Origin of the sequence: Thalassoglobus polymorphus (genome assembly GCF_007744255.1) — a bacterium.
GTDB lineage: Bacteria > Planctomycetota > Planctomycetia > Planctomycetales > Planctomycetaceae > Thalassoglobus > Thalassoglobus polymorphus.
In genome coordinates this window covers 4,117,064-4,134,136 of sequence record NZ_CP036267.1, presented here as the reverse complement: position 1 = coordinate 4,134,136, position 17,073 = coordinate 4,117,064, and the positions used below count along the sequence as shown (strand labels likewise).

General features: G+C 49.9%; 14 protein-coding genes. 3 read left to right on the top strand and 11 right to left on the bottom strand.

The window, feature by feature from the left end; all coding sequences use genetic code 11:
* Nucleotides 1-282 precede the first annotated feature (282 nt).
* From Mal48_RS14750 to Mal48_RS14720, 7 genes are all read right to left on the bottom strand, one after another.
* A complete protein-coding gene (locus tag Mal48_RS14750) occupies nt 283-513 on the bottom strand; it encodes a hypothetical protein (protein WP_145200987.1) in 231 nt (76 codons plus the stop codon).
* On the bottom strand, nt 510-1,940 hold the full coding sequence (locus Mal48_RS14745) for a YeiH family protein (protein ID WP_145200984.1): 1,431 nt from the start codon (nt 1,938-1,940) through the stop codon (nt 510-512). Before Mal48_RS14745 ends, Mal48_RS14750 begins: the two co-directional genes overlap by 4 nt.
* 267 nt (nt 1,941-2,207) lie before the next feature.
* A complete protein-coding gene (locus Mal48_RS14740) occupies nt 2,208-3,203 on the bottom strand; it encodes a serine/threonine protein kinase (RefSeq protein ID WP_197441723.1) in 996 nt (331 codons plus the stop codon).
* Nucleotides 3,204-3,349: 146 nt separating this feature from the next.
* Nucleotides 3,350-3,712, bottom strand: coding sequence for a diacylglycerol kinase family protein (locus Mal48_RS14735; RefSeq protein WP_197441722.1), 363 nt, complete (start codon nt 3,710-3,712; stop codon nt 3,350-3,352).
* Between the two features lie 40 nt (nt 3,713-3,752).
* The gene (locus Mal48_RS14730; protein WP_145200979.1) at nt 3,753-5,189 is read right to left on the bottom strand and encodes an arylsulfatase; all 1,437 of its coding nucleotides are present in this window, start codon (nt 5,187-5,189) and stop codon (nt 3,753-3,755) included.
* A gap of 419 nt (nt 5,190-5,608) precedes the next feature.
* Nucleotides 5,609-6,373, bottom strand: a complete 765-nt coding sequence (locus Mal48_RS14725; RefSeq protein ID WP_145200976.1) for a GGDEF domain-containing protein — start codon at nt 6,371-6,373, stop codon at nt 5,609-5,611.
* A 520-nt stretch (nt 6,374-6,893) separates the two neighbouring features.
* A complete protein-coding gene (locus tag Mal48_RS14720; protein ID WP_145200973.1) occupies nt 6,894-7,109 on the bottom strand; it encodes a hypothetical protein in 216 nt (71 codons plus the stop codon).
* Between the two features lie 208 nt (nt 7,110-7,317).
* Between Mal48_RS14720 and Mal48_RS14715 the strand changes: the two genes are divergently transcribed.
* On the top strand, nt 7,318-8,904 hold the full coding sequence (locus tag Mal48_RS14715; protein WP_145200970.1) for a tetratricopeptide repeat protein: 1,587 nt from the start codon (nt 7,318-7,320) through the stop codon (nt 8,902-8,904).
* A gap of 46 nt (nt 8,905-8,950) precedes the next feature.
* Here the strand turns inward: Mal48_RS14715 and Mal48_RS14710 are convergent, their stop codons facing one another.
* Both Mal48_RS14710 and sthA read right to left on the bottom strand, forming a co-directional pair.
* Nucleotides 8,951-9,958 carry a N(4)-(beta-N-acetylglucosaminyl)-L-asparaginase gene (locus Mal48_RS14710; RefSeq protein ID WP_145200967.1) on the bottom strand — a complete coding sequence of 336 codons (1,008 nt, stop codon included), beginning with the start codon at nt 9,956-9,958 and terminating at the stop codon, nt 8,951-8,953.
* Nucleotides 9,959-10,051: 93 nt separating this feature from the next.
* Nucleotides 10,052-11,449, bottom strand: a complete 1,398-nt coding sequence (gene sthA / locus Mal48_RS14705; RefSeq protein WP_145200964.1) for a Si-specific NAD(P)(+) transhydrogenase — start codon at nt 11,447-11,449, stop codon at nt 10,052-10,054.
* A 212-nt stretch (nt 11,450-11,661) separates the two neighbouring features.
* Here sthA and Mal48_RS14700 point away from each other — a divergent pair, with 212 nt between their 5' ends.
* Complete coding sequence (locus Mal48_RS14700; RefSeq protein WP_145200961.1) at nt 11,662-13,050, top strand: arylsulfatase; 1,389 nt, start codon at nt 11,662-11,664, stop codon at nt 13,048-13,050.
* A gap of 75 nt (nt 13,051-13,125) precedes the next feature.
* Here the strand turns inward: Mal48_RS14700 and Mal48_RS14695 are convergent, their stop codons facing one another.
* A complete protein-coding gene (locus tag Mal48_RS14695; RefSeq protein ID WP_145200958.1) occupies nt 13,126-14,190 on the bottom strand; it encodes a glycosyltransferase family 2 protein in 1,065 nt (354 codons plus the stop codon).
* A complete protein-coding gene (locus Mal48_RS14690; RefSeq protein WP_145200955.1) occupies nt 14,187-14,909 on the bottom strand; it encodes a class I SAM-dependent methyltransferase in 723 nt (240 codons plus the stop codon). The genes Mal48_RS14695 and Mal48_RS14690 overlap by 4 nt, the downstream gene beginning before the upstream one ends.
* 524 nt (nt 14,910-15,433) lie before the next feature.
* Here Mal48_RS14690 and Mal48_RS14685 point away from each other — a divergent pair.
* Nucleotides 15,434-17,068 carry a hypothetical protein gene (locus tag Mal48_RS14685; RefSeq protein ID WP_145200952.1) on the top strand — a complete coding sequence of 545 codons (1,635 nt, stop codon included), beginning with the start codon at nt 15,434-15,436 and terminating at the stop codon, nt 17,066-17,068.
* Nucleotides 17,069-17,073 lie beyond the last annotated feature (5 nt).

Sequence of the window (17,073 nt, the reverse complement as noted above, 5' to 3'; positions counted from 1 at the left end):
GTTACGGCGATCGCGATTGACTTTGACCAGTTTCTCTCGAAAACAGCTCCGATTGCGATCATCTTTCACCGAATGAGTTCTCACTATTCTATTCTTGCAGAGATTCGGAAAATTTAAAGACTCAAGATCGAAATCATCACGAAATAGCTGAGTTCTAATGCCGCCGCTGCCATCGACATCCAACGGGAAACAGAGTCGTAAGGAGAGGAGAAATGCTCTGGGAATCCAGAATCGTGAATCAGAAAAATTTCTCTCTTTGACCGGACTTCGTTCTCGATTTTATCAGCGTCGGCTCTGATTGGTTCTCTGACGAGCGAGAATCTCTTCCATGACCTCTAATTCTGTGTAGTACATCGCACTGGGGTCGATCCCCTTATCGTCAAGCCATTGCAGATGTTCTTTGACCGCAGGCCGGTTTGCGTAAGCGGGAAGGAGCAGAAGCCAAACGCTCGATAATGCAACCGTTGTGACCGCTAACGCAAGCTGACGTTTGACTTGTTGACGTTGAATCATGGGGACACCGAGTCAGCGAAGACGACTTTGAACATCAACCATGCCATCGACAGTGTTAAAATCAAATTCAATGATTGACCGCAAACGTACAAGATCAGCGGCTTCCCTCCTTTGAGTTGTGGGAGGAGTTCTCTGAAGTTGGTTTCCAGTCCAATGCTGACGAAAGCGAGACAGAAGAACCAGCCTCGCAGAGTCTTCGTAGAGCCTTTGATCATTGCGTCGACCAAGGCTGGTCCACCATCCAATGTTGAATAAAGGATTGAAAACAGAATCGACATCCCCACGAAGCCCAAGACGAACTTCGGGAAGCGATACCAAATTTCCATCGCTCCGACACGTGGTGCTGAGGCATCACGTTCAACATAAGTGACCCAGTAGATCGCCACGCAAAAGGCGGTAACGCCGATCAGAATGTTCTGGATCATTTTGACAGTAGCTGCGACTTCGAGAGCCTCGTCTCCGAGTACTGCTCCAGCCGCGGCGACCGCACCGGTTGAATCAATCGTTCCGCCTAACCATGCTCCACCAAGGATCGGGTCCATCCCCGTCGCTTTAATGATCGCAGGCAAAACCACCATCATGATGACAGTGAACGAGAGTGATAAGCCGATGGATAACGAGAGTTCTTCTTTCTTTGCCTTACAAGCCGCAGCCGTCGCAATCGCAGCTGAGACTCCACAGACCGACATATCCGCCGAGATCACCATGTTCAGGGACTTCGAAGGAATCTTCAAAACCTTCTGGCCAAAAATATAGGTTGAGATCAAGACGACCGGAGTCACGATCCAGGCAACGAAAATCCCGGGCAATCCGAGTGCCAGCAGACGACTCATCAAAACTTCTGCACCGAGCAAAACCAGTCCGGTTTTGATAAAAAACTCCGTCAAGATTGCGGGTTTCAGAAAGACCGGAGTCCCGACAGTATTACTGATGACAAGCCCGACCAATAATGCCCACAAGGCATACTCCAGGTTGTACGCTTTGACGACACTTTGCCCAGCCATCGTGTAAGCGAGAGTGGCAAGGAGAAACACAAACGGGAATGCCCTGAGAAAATCCCCTGCCGGTTTCCCACGAAGACTCATTGCCAACCCAAACACGACAGCAATAAAAAAGAAGGCTCCAATGATGCCGACGAAGTTTGACGAGAGCGCATCTATCGGGTTCTCTGTCCACTTCCCCGGTTTTGCAACCCAATCAGAGAGAGGACTGACAACTTTAACTTCTTCTCCGCTGGCCCATTTCTCTGCTAAACCGTCTGGTTGAGAAAACCAGACTGCCCCGAATGAAATCGCCAATAAAATGATGGCACACCACACCGCCCACCAATCTTCACTCGACCGCATATCTACCCAAAGGCTCGGGCGTTCCGCAGGAAGTTCGACACTAGTTCCCGAGGTTTGGGGTTCTGAAGATTCGTTCGACATTTGTGGTGGGCTTTCTTTCTAAAGGGAAGGAAAACGAGGAGGTTTTGGCAGGCACTCGATGGAGAATGTCAGGTTCCTCTTTGGTGGAGTTCGTAATGGGGTGGTTGACGTAAAATAGTTCAATGCTTGTCATGCATCGTCGAAATTGATGCATGAGTTCAGTTTCATCGCATACCGTAGGCATGCAGGCTAGGGAGTCATGGGAGTGATTTTGGCGGGCGCGATGAGCGTTGGAACTCAGCGCTGGAAATGGATTGCTGGGTGCCTCTAAATGATTGCATCTTTCGCGATTTGAATGTCATGAGCCATTTCCATGACAGACTGGTATCGATTTTTTTTCTCTTTTTCCATGGCTTTGAGGATGATTGCCTCGAATGTATCGGGAATGTTGCGATGCGGGGCGCGTTCTTTAGGTGGGATCGGATCGTCGTGGATAATCAGGTCAAATGTTTTTCGAACTGTTTCACCGTAAAACGGTTCCTTGAGGGTCATGAGTTCGTAAAGCATCACACCCAGACTGAAAATGTCAGAGCGTTCATCAATTGATTTGTGGCCAAGAATTTGTTCGGGGGACATGTAAAGTGGCGTCCCTGGCAATTGACCAGAACGTGTGAGCGTTCGCAATTGTTCGCGATCAACGGTTTCTTCCGGGCGAACAGTTTGAAAGTCTTCCGGTTCCCACGGCGGATCTTCGACGCCCCAAACTTTCGCGACTCCCCAGTCCAACAAGACGACTTCGTTGAATTGGCCCAGCCAAATGTTCTCGGGCTTGATATCTCGGTGAATCACTCCATGAGCATGTGCAAACCCTAGCGCCTGACAGACTTGAAGAAAGATGTCCATGAGTACGGAGAGTGGATATGATTGCAGAGCGCTGGCATCCCGTTGAGAAATTCGCTTGATGGTCTCATAGAGATCCTCACCTCGCAGCAGCTTCATGGTGAAGTACAACGATCCCATTTTCGTTTGACCGATCTCATAAACCGGAATCGTATTCGGGTGAGCCAGCTGCGCGGTCACGCGAGCCTCACGCAGGAAACGTCGACGTTCTTCAGCGTCGTTTCGGAACTCGTGGCGAAGTGCTTTGCGAGCGACCATCCGTCCAGTGACGTTATCAAAGACCGCTTCCAGATACGCCTTGCGACCATTGAACAGAAGACGTTCGTCGCTGTACTTAGAGTAGGTACCTTCGAGCAGTTCGGGGAGATCGTGATCTGTCCCCGAGAGCATAATTGTGGGGTAACCATCAGAAGGGCTGGACACAACGGTTTCCTTTTATGAACACACCACCATGGGCAACCTTGGCGGCTTCGTCTCGAGGACGGATTAAACAAAGCGTATACTAGAACTGTTGCAAACCGATGGCAAAGACGCAATGGCGGTCCAGCTTTCTAGTGATTTTCCGATTTTTACAAATCCCAGAGATGTTGACCAAAGACGAAAAGACCAACGACTGCAGATGAAATTGCGATCACAAAAACGCTCCCCGCAGCGAAATCTTTTGCTTTGCGGGCTCCTTCCTGCTTCTCCGGTGACAGCAAGTCGACAGTCTCTTCTATGGCACTGTTCATGATCTCAGCTGACAGGACAGCTCCGATACAAACGACAATAATCGCCCATTCAAAGTAGGAGAGGCGGACAACGCAGCCAGCGACCACCACACAACCCGCCATCACCCATTGGATTTGCAGGCTCGTCTCTTGCCTCGAAACTTCGAGGACTCCGCGAATTGCAGTTGCGAACCGACGGTAAAGTGAAACAGAGTTCTTCAAGACAGAGCCTTTGTCGCGATATTCAATGCTCGCAAGAGGTTTACTTGATCCAGGGGCCGTTGACGTAATCACGAACACCACTTTTCACGCCCGGTCCCGGATGAGGTGGTTGATCGACGTGTGAGGCGTCCATGAAAGAGGTCATTTTCTCGACGATATCAACATGTTTCGAGGCAATGTTCTTCTCTTCGCTGAGGTCGTCTTTGAGATTGTACAATTCTATCGGTCCTCCCGGTTTCGCTTGAATCGCTTTCCAGTCTCCCATTCTCGCCGCTCTTGCAATCCCTTTCCCTCGGCGATACTCCCAATACATTCCCTCGTGAACTTTTTGCTTTCCCTGGCCTGTCAGCGTGGGGAGGAAAGAGATGCCGTCTGTTTCTTCAGGTGGTTCAACGGCAGCAACTTCGCAGAGTGTCGGCATGACATCCCAAAACGCGAGGATATGATCGCTCGAGCGACCAGCAGGAATTTTCTTTGGCCAGCGAGCAACCATCGGGACGCGAATCCCCCCTTCATAGAATGTTCCTTTGTAGCCTCGCAGGTCGCCGTTCATCTGGAAGTAATCCGTCATCTTTGTCCAACCTGCATCTGCTCCTCCACTCTGTCCTCCGTTGTCGGAGGTGAAAATAATGAGAGTGTTCTCAGCGAGATTTTTTTCGTCCAGATACGCGAGGATTTCTCCGATGTTTCGATCCATTCGAGAGACCATTCCAGCGAGTGTCGTCAGTCCATCTTCTGAACCGAGGTAGTTCTCGCGGCGATCCTGGATCGAGACTTTCGGAAACTGTCCGCGATATGGTTTCTCGGAATCTTCAGGGACGACAAGTTCCACATGCGGGATGATATACGGGATATACGCAAAGAACGGAGCATCGGAAGAGTTGCGAATGAACTTCATTGCAGCATTGTGAATCTCGTCGTTCACATATTGGTTCATCCCTTCGCTGTTCTGGCTGAGTTGGACTTTCGTTTCGTCTTCCCACACCCAGAACGGATAATAGAAGTGAGCATGCACCTGAAGGTACTGCCCAAAGAACTTATCAAACCCTTGCTTGTTTGGATGTCCCGGTGTCCCTTCGTACCCTAGTCCCCACTTTCCAAAACCTCCAGTTCGATATCCAGCTGATTTGAGTTTTTCAGCGACGGTCACATGCTCCGCCAGCAGATATTGTTGAGTGTCATTGGCACGAACCGGAGTGTGGCCGGTATGAAGACCGGTCATCAACACACTTCTTGAAGGTTGGCAAACATGTGAACCAGCATAGCACTGCGTGAGCTTGATTCCCTCAGTCGCGATGCGGTCGATGTTGGGAGTTTTAATTTTCTCCTGGCCGAAACAGCCAATCCCTTCGTATCCTAAATCATCTGCCATAATGAAGATGATATTCGGTTTCTTTGCAGCGGAAAGATTGCCTGAGAAGATGGCGAAAAGGCCCACTACGATCGATGCCCAAACAGCTGAATTTCGTACGTTCATTCGCTTTCACCCTGATGAAAATGGTGTGAGGTTTGAATGAGCGTAGCATCTGATCGCAGTTCTTCGCCAGTAGAAACAGCGGATCGAGAATAAAAGACGGTCGGCAGCCGTGTTGTTGCTGAGTTCAGCTTTTAACGATTTCGTCTTTGAGTAATTCTGAGAGACCGTGACTTCCTACAGAGTTCCCGTCTGCTCTACCGAATCGCCGTGACGAACGCGTTTCTCTCTTGAAAATTGCTGTTCGCCACGCGGCAGAACCTGAACACAATTCGAAAGGTGTTCAAGAAGAGAGAACTGTTTCTGAAGACTGAATTTGCTCTCTGGAACATCGAGAATGGTGAACTTTCCACAAAGTTGCGGACGGGCTCACAGACAGCTGAAACGAACCACATCGTCGACAGGTCGAGAAGGGCGCAGATTCAGGAGAGTGAAAGTTCAGTCAGGGTTTGCTCAAGAATTGCCGATTGAGTATCGCTGTTTTCACTGACATGGATGCAGTTGCGTCCATTGCGTTTGGCTGCGTACAAGGCTTGATCTGCACGTAGGACGAGTTCATCGGGGGCTTCACGGTCTTTAGCTTCTGCGACCCCGACACTGATCGTGACACTTGAAGACTTATCATTGATTTTGCAGCCAATCCGGCTGACGTACTCACGGAAACCTTCGGCGAGTTTAATGGATTCTCGTAGCGACATACTGGGCATGGCGATGGCAAATTCTTCACCACCATAACGAGCAACGCAACCTTTTCCGGAGAAATATTCAACAGCAGCATTCGAGACAGTTTTCAAAGCGGTGTCACCAGCCTGGTGTCCCCACTGGTCATTGAATGCTTTGAAGTTATCGATATCAATCATGATCAGACTGAGCGGATTCCGCTGCGGGCTGAATTCATGTAGAGCGTTCTTAAGAGAATTTTCGAGTGCCTGACGATTTGCCAAGCCGGTCAAACCGTCCGTCATCGCAGCCTGTCGATATTCTCTAAGAAGTCGTTCTTGAGCACGAATATCCGCTTTGATCAATTCGGACAGGCCGACAGACGAGATCAGTCCTACCAGACCGCTAATCAACCAGAGAGGACGGAACGTACTATCGAGTTCCGGCATCCAACCGGCGAGAAGCAGGCAGATACTGAGCCAGGCGCTCACTGCGACAAATATCATTCGAGACGTGGTTTCACGCATCTCGGTCTTACCCTTAGGACGATGAATTTCTTCAACCCTAAGCCACCCTTTAGCAGTGGGCGTCAACTACTTCATGAATTATTTCAATGAGCACATGCTAGAATCGGAATGATCGAAAAAAACGGACTAATCAGCAGGCCGCGATGTGTTCGCCGGGAAACTGTGAGCCGGAGGGACCAAGGATTCAGAAAAATGGTCGCCAGACATTTTTCTCCACGGTCTAACTTCGCGTTTTTTCGGCACAACTTCACTACACACCTAGAGTTGTACGCTGCGTGGCAAGAGACTTGGAGATCTGCAGCAATTTCAATGCGTTTCGTGCCGGGAGAAGTTCACATCCATGGGTTCAGTGACCGCTTACCACGAGATGGAATGCAATTACTGAAATTGGATTTGCTTTAGCATCGAACATGAGGCAATGAAGTCAGCAAGTCTTTTTCAACCTTGCTCTTCAATCCGTCATTTCCTTGAAGTTGCAACATCCGGCATCTTCTCTTAAGTCAAGATGCCCGCTACGGAACTACGCACCCGGTCTGAGACGTGCATATTCTGTGAGAACTTCGTAGAGATCTTCAGTGATTGTGACATCATCGTGAGAGAAATCGTTCATCCAGGAACGCTTTCTCTGAGCAGCCTCGTCAACGATTCGCATCAATTCCCCGAAGGAAATCGTCATCGTTGGTGGTGCATCGAATGTCTCTTCTTCGCCCGTATAAAGTTTTAAACGTGGTCGCATGTGAATCTCTCCATGGGCCGGCATGCTGTCGCTTCGTCGTTGTAAATCGAAGTCGCCTCTTCTCGAACTTGTATCGGCATGTTCGTTAAGCTCCTTGAATCTCTCCTAAACTGAATAGAGAAACTGACCGGCATTGCCGTTTTTATCCGTCTTTGGGAAGATCGGCTCAAGTTTGAGTAATTCACTCGCATCGACTTTGGAGTAGAAAATGTTGTGGCTCGGAGTGGCCGTTGGTATCGGAATTGTTTTAAGCGTCCTCGGTTTTCTTCTTCGGAAGCCCTCCGCAAACAATAACCCAAATATGGAGCAGCAATCTCCGATGGAAAGAGCGATTGAAGAAGCTCTCAGCGATGCTGCCCGTTTGCTCGAAACTGGCCAAACATGGGACGCCGAGCAGCGGATGGTTTCACTGGTGGAGCAGGTCTCGCAAGAGGCTGGGACGACGAGTCGTGAATACGCATTGGCCCTTTTTAATCAGGCAATGCTATTCCTCTGGATGGACGACAACACAAGAGCGATTCCGCTGTTGCGAACAGCCTGTGAAATTGCGGAGGCTGATGAATCCATGACGGCGGATCTGTTGACATTCCAAGAGAACCTGGGAGTCGCACTTTCGCAAAACGGAGTCCACAGCGAGGCCGTCGAACTGCTCCAGGAGAGTCTCAACAGACGTGAGAAATTCTTCGGTAGAAACCACTCCGGCTATGCCTGCGGGTTGACGTCATGTGCTGAGGCACTCACCCGTGCCGGAAAACCGGACGAAGCACTTCCTCTCATTGAGGAAGCGATCAAGATCGACCAGCAAGCTCAAAATTCATCTGTCATCGAAGAAATTGCACTGAAATCAATCATTCTTCAAGCGCAAAACGAAGAGGATATCTTTCCGAACTGGTCAGACCTGCCAGCCAAATTGCAATCGGAAATTCCGGAAGTGGTCCATCGCATGAGTCGTACTCATCAACCGAATATGGTTCTGGGTCTCTATCAGAAGCTGAGACCTCTCTATGCATCCAGCCAACCGCGAGACCTGCAAAAGCTCAAGGAAATTGATGTGGCAATTTCCAATTTGGCACGGCAAGTTGAAAACCATCCCGCACGCATCGCAGCCTTTCAGAGAATTATGGAAAACATCGGGGAGCATCATCCTGAGTCGGTTAATACATTACTCGGCATGGCGATGGCGTACACCGATGCCGGACAGACTTCTTCGGCGGATGACGCTTACGAGTCCGCCCTTCGCGTCTCAAGCCAGAATGGACCTCCCGCTTCCCAAGCACAAGTGCAAAGAAATTACGCCATTCATCTTGCGGAAACAGCACGTATTGAACCTGCGAAACAGATGCACCAAGAAGCAATCGGAAACGCAAGGAAGTCGGGCAACGAGGAACTTCTCGGGAGAACTCTCTGTGCATATGGAATCTTTCTGCAACATGCCGGACAAACGGAGGGTGTCGTTGAGTTCTTGGAAGAGTCCTTACTCGCACTTCCTAAATCCCATCCCGACGCACTCAGCGCAGAATCTCACTTGGTCGCACTACGTGAGGGCGATAGCTGCCAGTGTTCAGAAACAAACATCGATTCGTACCTCGACTTCCTCAAGAAGCTGGTTCTCGATCGAGCCCCTGAAGGGCTCGTCGACCAGATCACCTACGATGAAGCAGATCTGGAGTCGCCGGTCTCTGTTTCTGTGACACGTGAACCAACAGAGGAAGAGTCACAACAACTCTTCAACGCCATACAAAATTCTCTCACAGAAATTCGCATGTCGAGTTCAAGAGCGTTTTACACTGAATAACGACTTCCGGGGAAGTTTACATTTTTCCAACAGCTGAAATCTTCGGCTAATTTTTGTCGAACAAGTACGAGCACTCTTCCAGTCGTGTGCCTGACTCGTCCGTGACTGCAAACTTTGTTGGTCCCCAGAGTGAAACTCCGGCGTACTCACCAGACTTGTTCAGGACATAAAATTTCAAACCAAAATTCGGACGCCCATCTTTTCCGAGCAGATGGGACTCGGTGACATGCTCGACAAGTCGCTGCATCACTTCTGTTCCAGCATCTTTGGGAGAGAGCCCGCCTCGCATCAATTCAACAACCCCAAACGATGAGCAGTTGCGGACGTTTTCTTCTCCTCGACCGGTACTGCCACAGGTTCCAATTTTGTTGTCGACATACAACCCCGCACCGATGAGAGCGGAGTCTCCAACTCGACCGGGAATTTTGAATGCGAGCCCACTGGTGGTGGTGACACACGAGAGATTGTGAGCGGCATTAATCGCAGAACAGTGGATCGTTCCAGTCGGTCGATCGATGGCTTCGCTCCGCTGGTAACTGTGAGTCGCTGCGGGGCCATGATCATCGACGAGTTTGAAGAACGCTTTGACCTCGTCGTCAAGCTGCTCCGGGGGCGGCGGGATCCAGTCATCTCGCGTAGAATTGGTCTGCTTCCAATACAACCAGATTTTGCGAGCTTTCTCTGTCAGCAAGTTTTCTTCCGGAAAGCCTTGAGCTTTGGCGAATTCATTTGCTCCTTCGCCAACGAGCAGGGAGTGGTCAGTCTGCTCAAGAACCAGCTTGGCGAGTCGTGCTGCGTGGCGAACATTTTTCAGTCCCGCAACTCCGCCAGAACGATGAGTCGGACCATGCATGACTGCGGCATCGAGTTCGACCACACCCTGTTCATTCGGAAGCCCACCATACCCAACCGTCAAATCATCCGGGTCATCTTCAACAAGAGTGACACCTTCAACGACAGCAGCCAACGGATCTGCCCCGTTGATAATTTGTTCATAAGCAAGTCGAGTTGCCTGCAATCCGTTTGCCGAAGCAATCACTCGAACGGTGGACATGGATATTCCTTATTAACTCTTCAGCGACTTTCGTGGATTGAAAACTTTCAGAGAGGGATTCACCAGGGCCCGCTCACGCTTATTCAATTCTGCTTAAAACAATCGGTTCAATCCATTCAATGCCGCCACTCGATAAGCTTCCGCCATGGTAGGGTAATTGAATGTTGAATTCACAAAGTACATGAGCGTGTTGTGCTCAGCAGGCTGAGACATGATTGCTTGACCAATGTGGATAATCTCCGAGGCGTTTGCGCCGAAGCAATGAATGCCGAGAAGCTGAAGTGTGTCGCGGTGGAAAAGCAGTTTCAACATGCCGACAGTTTGACCAGTAATTTGAGCACGCGCGAGGCTCTTGAAGATCGAGTGTCCAACTTCATACGGGACTCCCTCTGCAGTCAGCTCTCGTTCTGTTTTGCCGAGGCAACTGATCTCTGGCGAGGTGTAAATTCCTGACGGAATCTCCTCAATCATCGCTCGTTCACAGCTACCATGAATCATGTGGTGAGCTGCATATCGTCCTTGAACATAGGCAGCACTCGCAAGCGCGGGAGGTCCAATGACGTCTCCGACTGCGTAAATGTGAGGCACCGTGGATTGAAAGTCTGCGTTGACCGGGATTTGTCCTCGCGAGTTAACCTCGATTCCAAGCGGTTCGAGCCCCATGCCGTCGGTGTTTCCGCTGCGACCGGCCGCCCAAAAGAGGATATCTGTTTTGATTTGCTTACCCGATTTCAAATGCAGGATGACTCCGTCGTCGACCGGCTCGACGCGGTCGTACTCTTCCCGATTACGAATCAACACACCACGATCTCGCAAGTGGTAGCTGAGCGCGTCACAAATTTCGTCGTCAAGGAATTCCAGCAACTGGTCTCGGGTGTTTACGAGATTCACTTTCGAGCCGATGTTGCGAAACATTGACGCATATTCACATCCAACGACTCCTGCACCGTAAATGGTAATTGAGCGAGGGGTTTCGGAAAGATCGAGAATGGTGTCACTATCGAAGACGCGGCCATGATTGAATTCGATGTCTTTCGGGCGATAAGGTCGGGAGCCGGTTGAGACTACGAAGGCGCCCGCTTCGATCGTCCGCTTCCCGCCAAACTCATCGATGACCTTTAAGGTGTTGGCGTCTACAAAGCTTCCCGTTCCTTTGAAAATATCGACATCGTTCCGCTCATAGAACCCCATCCGCATCTCGACCTGTTTTTCAATCACGCTGCCTGCGGTCTTTCGCAGTTCTGGAAATTCAGGGAGGCGGGAAAGTCCGGCATCACGAAAGAGCTTGTTATTGAGGAGAGTTGTTGCCTGAAAAATGGCATGTCGCAGAGCCTTGCTCGGAATCGTCCCGCGATGCGTACAGCCGCCGCCGATGGGAAGGTCTCGCTCCACCATGGCGACCGATTTGCCAAGCTTTGCCGCCTGCATGGCGGCTCCTTCTCCACCAGGACCGCTGCCGATGACAATAATGTCGTATTTTTGATCTTTCATAAATCGTCGTTCTTATTGTTCTAAAGGCAACTTGGCTGGACACCTGCCATTGTTCTAAATCGCCGATGAAGTGCAATCGAGTTTGATTTGCGGGAGGCTTGAAGTCTTCCGTGAAAGCGTCTATTTCATGAGCAGACTGGTTGAATCAATCCCGTGAGTGATATTCTCCGGGGCGCAAATTGTTGTCTTTCACCCCATGTACAGGTTTTCTGATGAACTTTCGGTCAATCTCTTTTGTGTTCTTTGCGTTAACTCTGCTGGGAGTCGTCACAAACGCTCATGGCGAGGAACAGAGACCGAAGCCGAACATTATCTACATCTTACTCGATGATGCCGGGTATGGAGACCTCAGCTGTTACGGTCAGAAAAAATTTGAAACTCCAAACATCGACCGCATCGCCAAAGAAGGCATGAAGTTCACTCAACACTACTCAGGAAGCACAGTTTGTGCCCCGACTCGCTGTTCGCTGATGACCGGGAAGCATACCGGCCATTGTGTCGTCCGAGGAAACCGTGAAGTGAAACCAGAGGGGCAAGCCCCGATGCCGAGTGATGTGATGACGATTCCGAGGTTGCTGAAGAAGGCCGGCTACACATCAGGGATGTTTGGAAAGTGGGGATTGGGAGCACCCGGGTCGACCTCCGATCCGATGGAGCATTTTGATGTCTTCTACGGCTACAATTGTCAGCGACAAGCTCATAACTATTACCCTGACCATTTGTGGTCGAACAATGAGTTTGTTCAACTCGACGGGAAGACCTACGCGGCCGATTTAATTTTTGAGCAGTCCTTAAAATTCGTTCGGGAGCACAAAGAGAATCCGTTCTTCCTCTATTTGCCAGTCACTGTTCCTCATGCAGCGATGCAGGCTCCGGAAGATTCAGTCGCTCCGTACCGGGAAAAGTTCCCACAGTTTGAAAATGTTCAAGGGAAATACGCCGGGACGACGATCACCAATCCGATCGCAGCGTTCGCTGGAATGATGACACGTCTCGATTCACAAGTCGGGGCACTGCAGCAGTTGCTCAAAGAGTTGGGACTGGAAGAGAACACAATCGTGTTGCTCTCATCAGATAATGGACCACACAAAGAAGGAGGCCATGATCCCGGGTTCTTCAATTCGAATGGCCCATTCAAAGGACATAAACGAGATCTTTACGAAGGGGGTATTCGAGTCCCGTTGCTGGCAAGCTGGAAGGGAAAGATCGCGCCCGGTTCCAGCTCGAAGTTGATTTCTGCACATTGGGACATGCTCCCGACGTTTTGTGAAATCGCTGGTGTGGAAGCTCCTGCAAATATCGATGGAATCTCGATTCTTGATGAACTGACCGGGAACCCTGATATTCAAAAGCAGCATCGTTACCTGTACTGGGAATTCACCGAACGAGGGAAATCTCAAGCTGCCAGAAAGGGAGACTGGAAAGCTGTCCGTACCAATCTCAAAAAGAACCCCAAGGCTCCCATTGAATTATACGATTTGAGCAGAGACATCGGCGAGGAGAATGACGTTTCGTCGGAACATCCTCAGATCGTCAAAGAGATGGCCCGCATTCTTGAAGAAGCACACGTTCCATCAGAAACGTTTCAGCTATTTCAATAATGATATTAAATGAGAAGATGTTCAGTGAAAACATGCAGTGTCGTACCTATAAAGTGTACGGCATTGCATCTTTTATTAATGAATTTTGCTCACTTCCTGAAGTGGGCTTTGCCAGTTTTCTTCGAGCCAGTCGAGAAGTTGCTCTTCGCGGCTAGTCGATTGAACAGGCTCGTCGAAATTCTTTTTTTCGCCCACGATGTACGATGGTCGGGCTCGGACCTGATCGTAAATACGGATCACATATTCTCCGATAATTCCGATTCCCAAGGCGTTCAACGCTCCCAAGAGTGACGCCACAATCGTAATCGAGGCCCACCCAGGAACGGCTAGGCCGGTGAAGAGTTTATGGTACAGCGTGAAGCCCGTGACACCTGCACATGTCAGCAAGGCGACACCTGCAATCACGTAAAAGATTGAAAGTGGAACTGTTGAGAACGAAAAGATAGCGGTCTTCGCCAGACGAAACAGGCCAAACATCGAAACGCGTGGAGTGTCGTCATGACGCCGCCCACGTTCGACAGGGATGCCAATTTGTTTGAAGCCCACCCAACTCCGTAGCCCGGAGAAGTAGCGGTCTCGATCCTTCAGTCGCATAATTTCCTGCGCAACTGCGCGATCCATCAGGCCGAAGTTTCCAGCGTCCATTGGAATTTTGGTCGACGAAACTGCGTTCAGGACACGATAAAATGCATGAAACAACGATCGTTTGACAATGTTTTCTTTGCGACCATGTCGGACCGCATAAACAACGTCGTAGCCAGCTTCCCATTTCTGGACGAAATCAACAATCGCGTTTGGGTCGTCTTGCAGGTCTGAATCCATCACGATCACAGCATCGCCAGCAGCATGGGCAATCCCCGCCTGAACCGCCGATTGATGCCCAAAGTTTCTTGAAAAGTGAATCACTCGAACACAACGATCATTCGCTGCCAGTTGATCAAGAATTTCGTCGCTGGAATCTGACGAACCATCGTTGATGAAGATGATTTCGTAGCGAGGACCGCACTTTTTCAGGGCGGATTGCACCAACTTGTAAAGGTCGTTGAGGACATCCGCTTCATTGAACGCCGGCAACACAACCGAAATTAACCGCTGGTGAACGTCGCGTCTTTGCGCGGCTGTCGATCGGGCGTTAATCATTTCGAAAGAACTCCTACAACAGAGAGCCCGCACGGAACGGGTATACGATTCATCATCCAGCGTTCGGCGGCTGCACAGTTGAGAAGCATCTGATTTGTGAACTTGGAAACTCTTGGGAACTCCGCCGAGCGACCTTTCGGGAAGATTTTCTCACAACTTCGAACAGCCATGGCAGCTGGGAGAGTGAACGCGTTCCAGTGCGTCAAACTGGTGACCTTCAACCCAGCTTCTTCCGCTTGAGCGCGCAACATTTTCATGGTGTAACGTCGATAGTGCCCGAGTGCTTTGTCCCAATCGCTGAACATCCATTGATAAGCAGGGACTGTCACAATCGCTCCACCACCGGGAGCTAAAGCGTTCGACACGTTTTGCAGAACTGCGACGGGATCTTCGATATGTTCAATCACATCGAGAAGAACGACCGCTCGCAATGATTCATTTTCGACAGGCCAGGGCAAAGCGAGATCGTGAAGCTGAGCGGAGAGGCCACGGGATTTTGCGGTCTCGATCGATTCGGGCATGACGTCAAATCCGCTGACTTCATAACCCATTTCCTGAAAGGTGATCAGGTTGCGAGCCGAGCCAATCCCACCTTCAACCAGTTTCCCGGGAGCGGGGAAATACTTCTGCAGTAAATTGACCGCAAGGTCCCTTTTAGCGACGTGCCACCAATAGGACTCTTCCAGTTCTTTCAGTTCTTCGAGATGTTCGACCTGCATCGGAGTGCCGTTCGTTCTGATTCGGGGAGAAAGGTTTCATGCTCTAAGAACCTATCCAGAAACCTCTGCTATGTGCCGTTTCTTGATATTTGAGGGGGCAACGACAAGTTTTCGGATCAGTTCTAAAATTATCTACCTCACAAAGAACCGGGATGCAGGAATGAGTCCGTTACGTTGCTTTTCCGCAACGACTTATCTGGTAAACCATTCAGCTTGTGTTGGTTGTAACGGTTTGGCGTGATGCGAATTTGCAACACGTCAGCAATTGGGAGAGTGCTACAATGAATACTGGCTCCCTCTGGGAACAAGAGCTACTTATTTAAAGGTCTCTTCATCGAAACAGTTTTAGGGTCGAAAGCTTACTGCTTCTGGATCAGCCTCATTTCATGCTTTTCTTTCACTGTGTTAATCCACGCTGCTAATTCCACACTCTTTTTTTTCAGGTCCCGCTTCTTTCATCGCGACGGCTTTCAAAATTCATGACTGAAACTTCTCCTTCCAAACTGAATGAACTTTGGAGTTCGATGTCCGTTTCACAACGGATCGTTTGGGGAGTTGTTCTCGTGCTATTGGGTATCAATGTTCCCGTTTTTCTTTGCTTGCATCTGACTCTCGATACGATCATCTACGATTTGCAGGCCCGCTGTGCGCTGGAAGGTGGCGTTTTGTATCAAGATATTGTCGAACCAAACCTTCCTGGTGTTGTGTGGGTTCATATGCTTGTACGCGGCATTTTCGGTTGGTCAGATGTTGTTCTACGAGTCTTTGATCTGGCTGTCGTTAGTGGTATCATTGCTATTCTCTCGCGTATGATTTCGCGCCGCGGTAAATCTCTGTTTACGACTCAATCAGCCTTGCTGACATTGTCTGTTTTTGCGTTTTATTTGGGGCTTCTGGAATGGTGTCACTGCCAGCGTGATCTCTGGATGCTCTTGCCCTGTTTGCTTGCGGTGCAGTGTCGAGTTTCCCGATTGGAAAAAAGAGAAGAAGACTTCTCCTCGAAGCAGATTGTTGCTTCAGCGTTCCTTGAAGGGATCTACTGGTCGATTGCATTCTGGATTAAACCGCACATTGCTGTGCCGGCTCTCTGCGTAATTTTGATGTCGGCTTGGCTCACGAAAAAACGAATTCGCATTGCAATTGAAACCAGTGGAGTCCTCGCGGGTGGAATCCTCATGGGAATTCTCGGTTCGCTCTGGTTGATTCAGACTCAAGCCTGGGACGCGTTTTGGGTGATGCAACTTGAGTGGAATCCGGAGTACGTCTCGACCGGGCGTTCTCGATTGACAGCTGATCGTATGGTCGGATTATGGAACGTCTTCTTCCCGTGGAGTTGGGCCCATGTTGTCGCTCTCATCGTTTCGGCTCGGACGATCCAAACCAATATCATCGAGAAGTCACAGCGACAGCCACGTTTACTCCTGCTTATTGCACTTTACATTGGCTGGCTGGTGCAGGTCTTCGTGTTGCAATACCCGTTCATGTATGTTCATGTGCCAGCACTGGTTCTGGCTTTGGCGATTTCATTAAGTATTAAGATTCCATCACAATTTCGGTCGATTGCCTGGAAAGGTTTTGCAGCCGCTTGTCTGTTGGTCGTGCTGACCTCGCCGGTACTCTCTCCGGTTCGGCTTAGTTCCTGGTGGGACTGCGTCAGTTCAGGACCATCAATGGAACTGCGGAAGAAGATTCAGGTCGATCCTCAACCGAGCTGGGAACATCTTGAACCAGTTATTGCCTATCTGAAAGAACAGGGAGTTCAAGACGGCGAGGTCACGGTTTATACAAATCACTTAATTCAGATTTATCCGGAGTTGGAAATCAACCCGTCCACTCGATATGTCTTTCTCGACACATTGGCACGTCTCTTCAAAAGCCGGACCGAGGAGATCTCACTCGCGCTCGAGCAATGCCAGCACAAGTTTGCAGTCAGCAGCCTCACCGAAGCTGGAATGACAGAAGAAGAACTTCAAACTCTGAATAATCCTGAAACGCAACTTCCCGAAGCGTTTCCTGAAGACGGTTTTGAACTTTTCCCGTTCTCGCAGCCGGTCGTTTTTCGCTCTGGACCGTATGTTGTCCATCGAGTGACCCGGCCCATTGGGAAACTCGCGACAGAATTCGATCCACTCAAGCACAAAGATTCGGATAGCGACTGAAGTCC

Bases quoted from the DNA above. Each gene is read 5' to 3' on its own strand.
- Mal48_RS14750 (WP_145200987.1), bottom strand. From the start codon at position 513: ATGATTCAACGTCAACAAGTCAAACGTCAGCTTGCGTTAGCGGTCACA.
- Mal48_RS14745 (WP_145200984.1), bottom strand. From the start codon at position 1,940: ATGTCGAACGAATCTTCAGAACCCCAAACCTCGGGAACTAGTGTCGAA.
- Mal48_RS14730 (WP_145200979.1), bottom strand. From the start codon at position 5,189: ATGAACGTACGAAATTCAGCTGTTTGGGCATCGATCGTAGTGGGCCTT.
- Mal48_RS14725 (WP_145200976.1), bottom strand. From the start codon at position 6,373: ATGCGTGAAACCACGTCTCGAATGATATTTGTCGCAGTGAGCGCCTGG.
- Mal48_RS14720 (WP_145200973.1), bottom strand. From the start codon at position 7,109: ATGCGACCACGTTTAAAACTTTATACGGGCGAAGAAGAGACATTCGAT.
- Mal48_RS14715 (WP_145200970.1), top strand. From the start codon at position 7,318: ATGTTGTGGCTCGGAGTGGCCGTTGGTATCGGAATTGTTTTAAGCGTC.
- Mal48_RS14710 (WP_145200967.1), bottom strand. From the start codon at position 9,958: ATGTCCACCGTTCGAGTGATTGCTTCGGCAAACGGATTGCAGGCAACT.
- sthA (WP_145200964.1), bottom strand. From the start codon at position 11,449: ATGAAAGATCAAAAATACGACATTATTGTCATCGGCAGCGGTCCTGGT.
- Mal48_RS14700 (WP_145200961.1), top strand. From the start codon at position 11,662: ATGAACTTTCGGTCAATCTCTTTTGTGTTCTTTGCGTTAACTCTGCTG.
- Mal48_RS14695 (WP_145200958.1), bottom strand. From the start codon at position 14,190: ATGATTAACGCCCGATCGACAGCCGCGCAAAGACGCGACGTTCACCAG.
- Mal48_RS14690 (WP_145200955.1), bottom strand. From the start codon at position 14,909: ATGCAGGTCGAACATCTCGAAGAACTGAAAGAACTGGAAGAGTCCTAT.
- Mal48_RS14685 (WP_145200952.1), top strand. From the start codon at position 15,434: ATGTCCGTTTCACAACGGATCGTTTGGGGAGTTGTTCTCGTGCTATTG.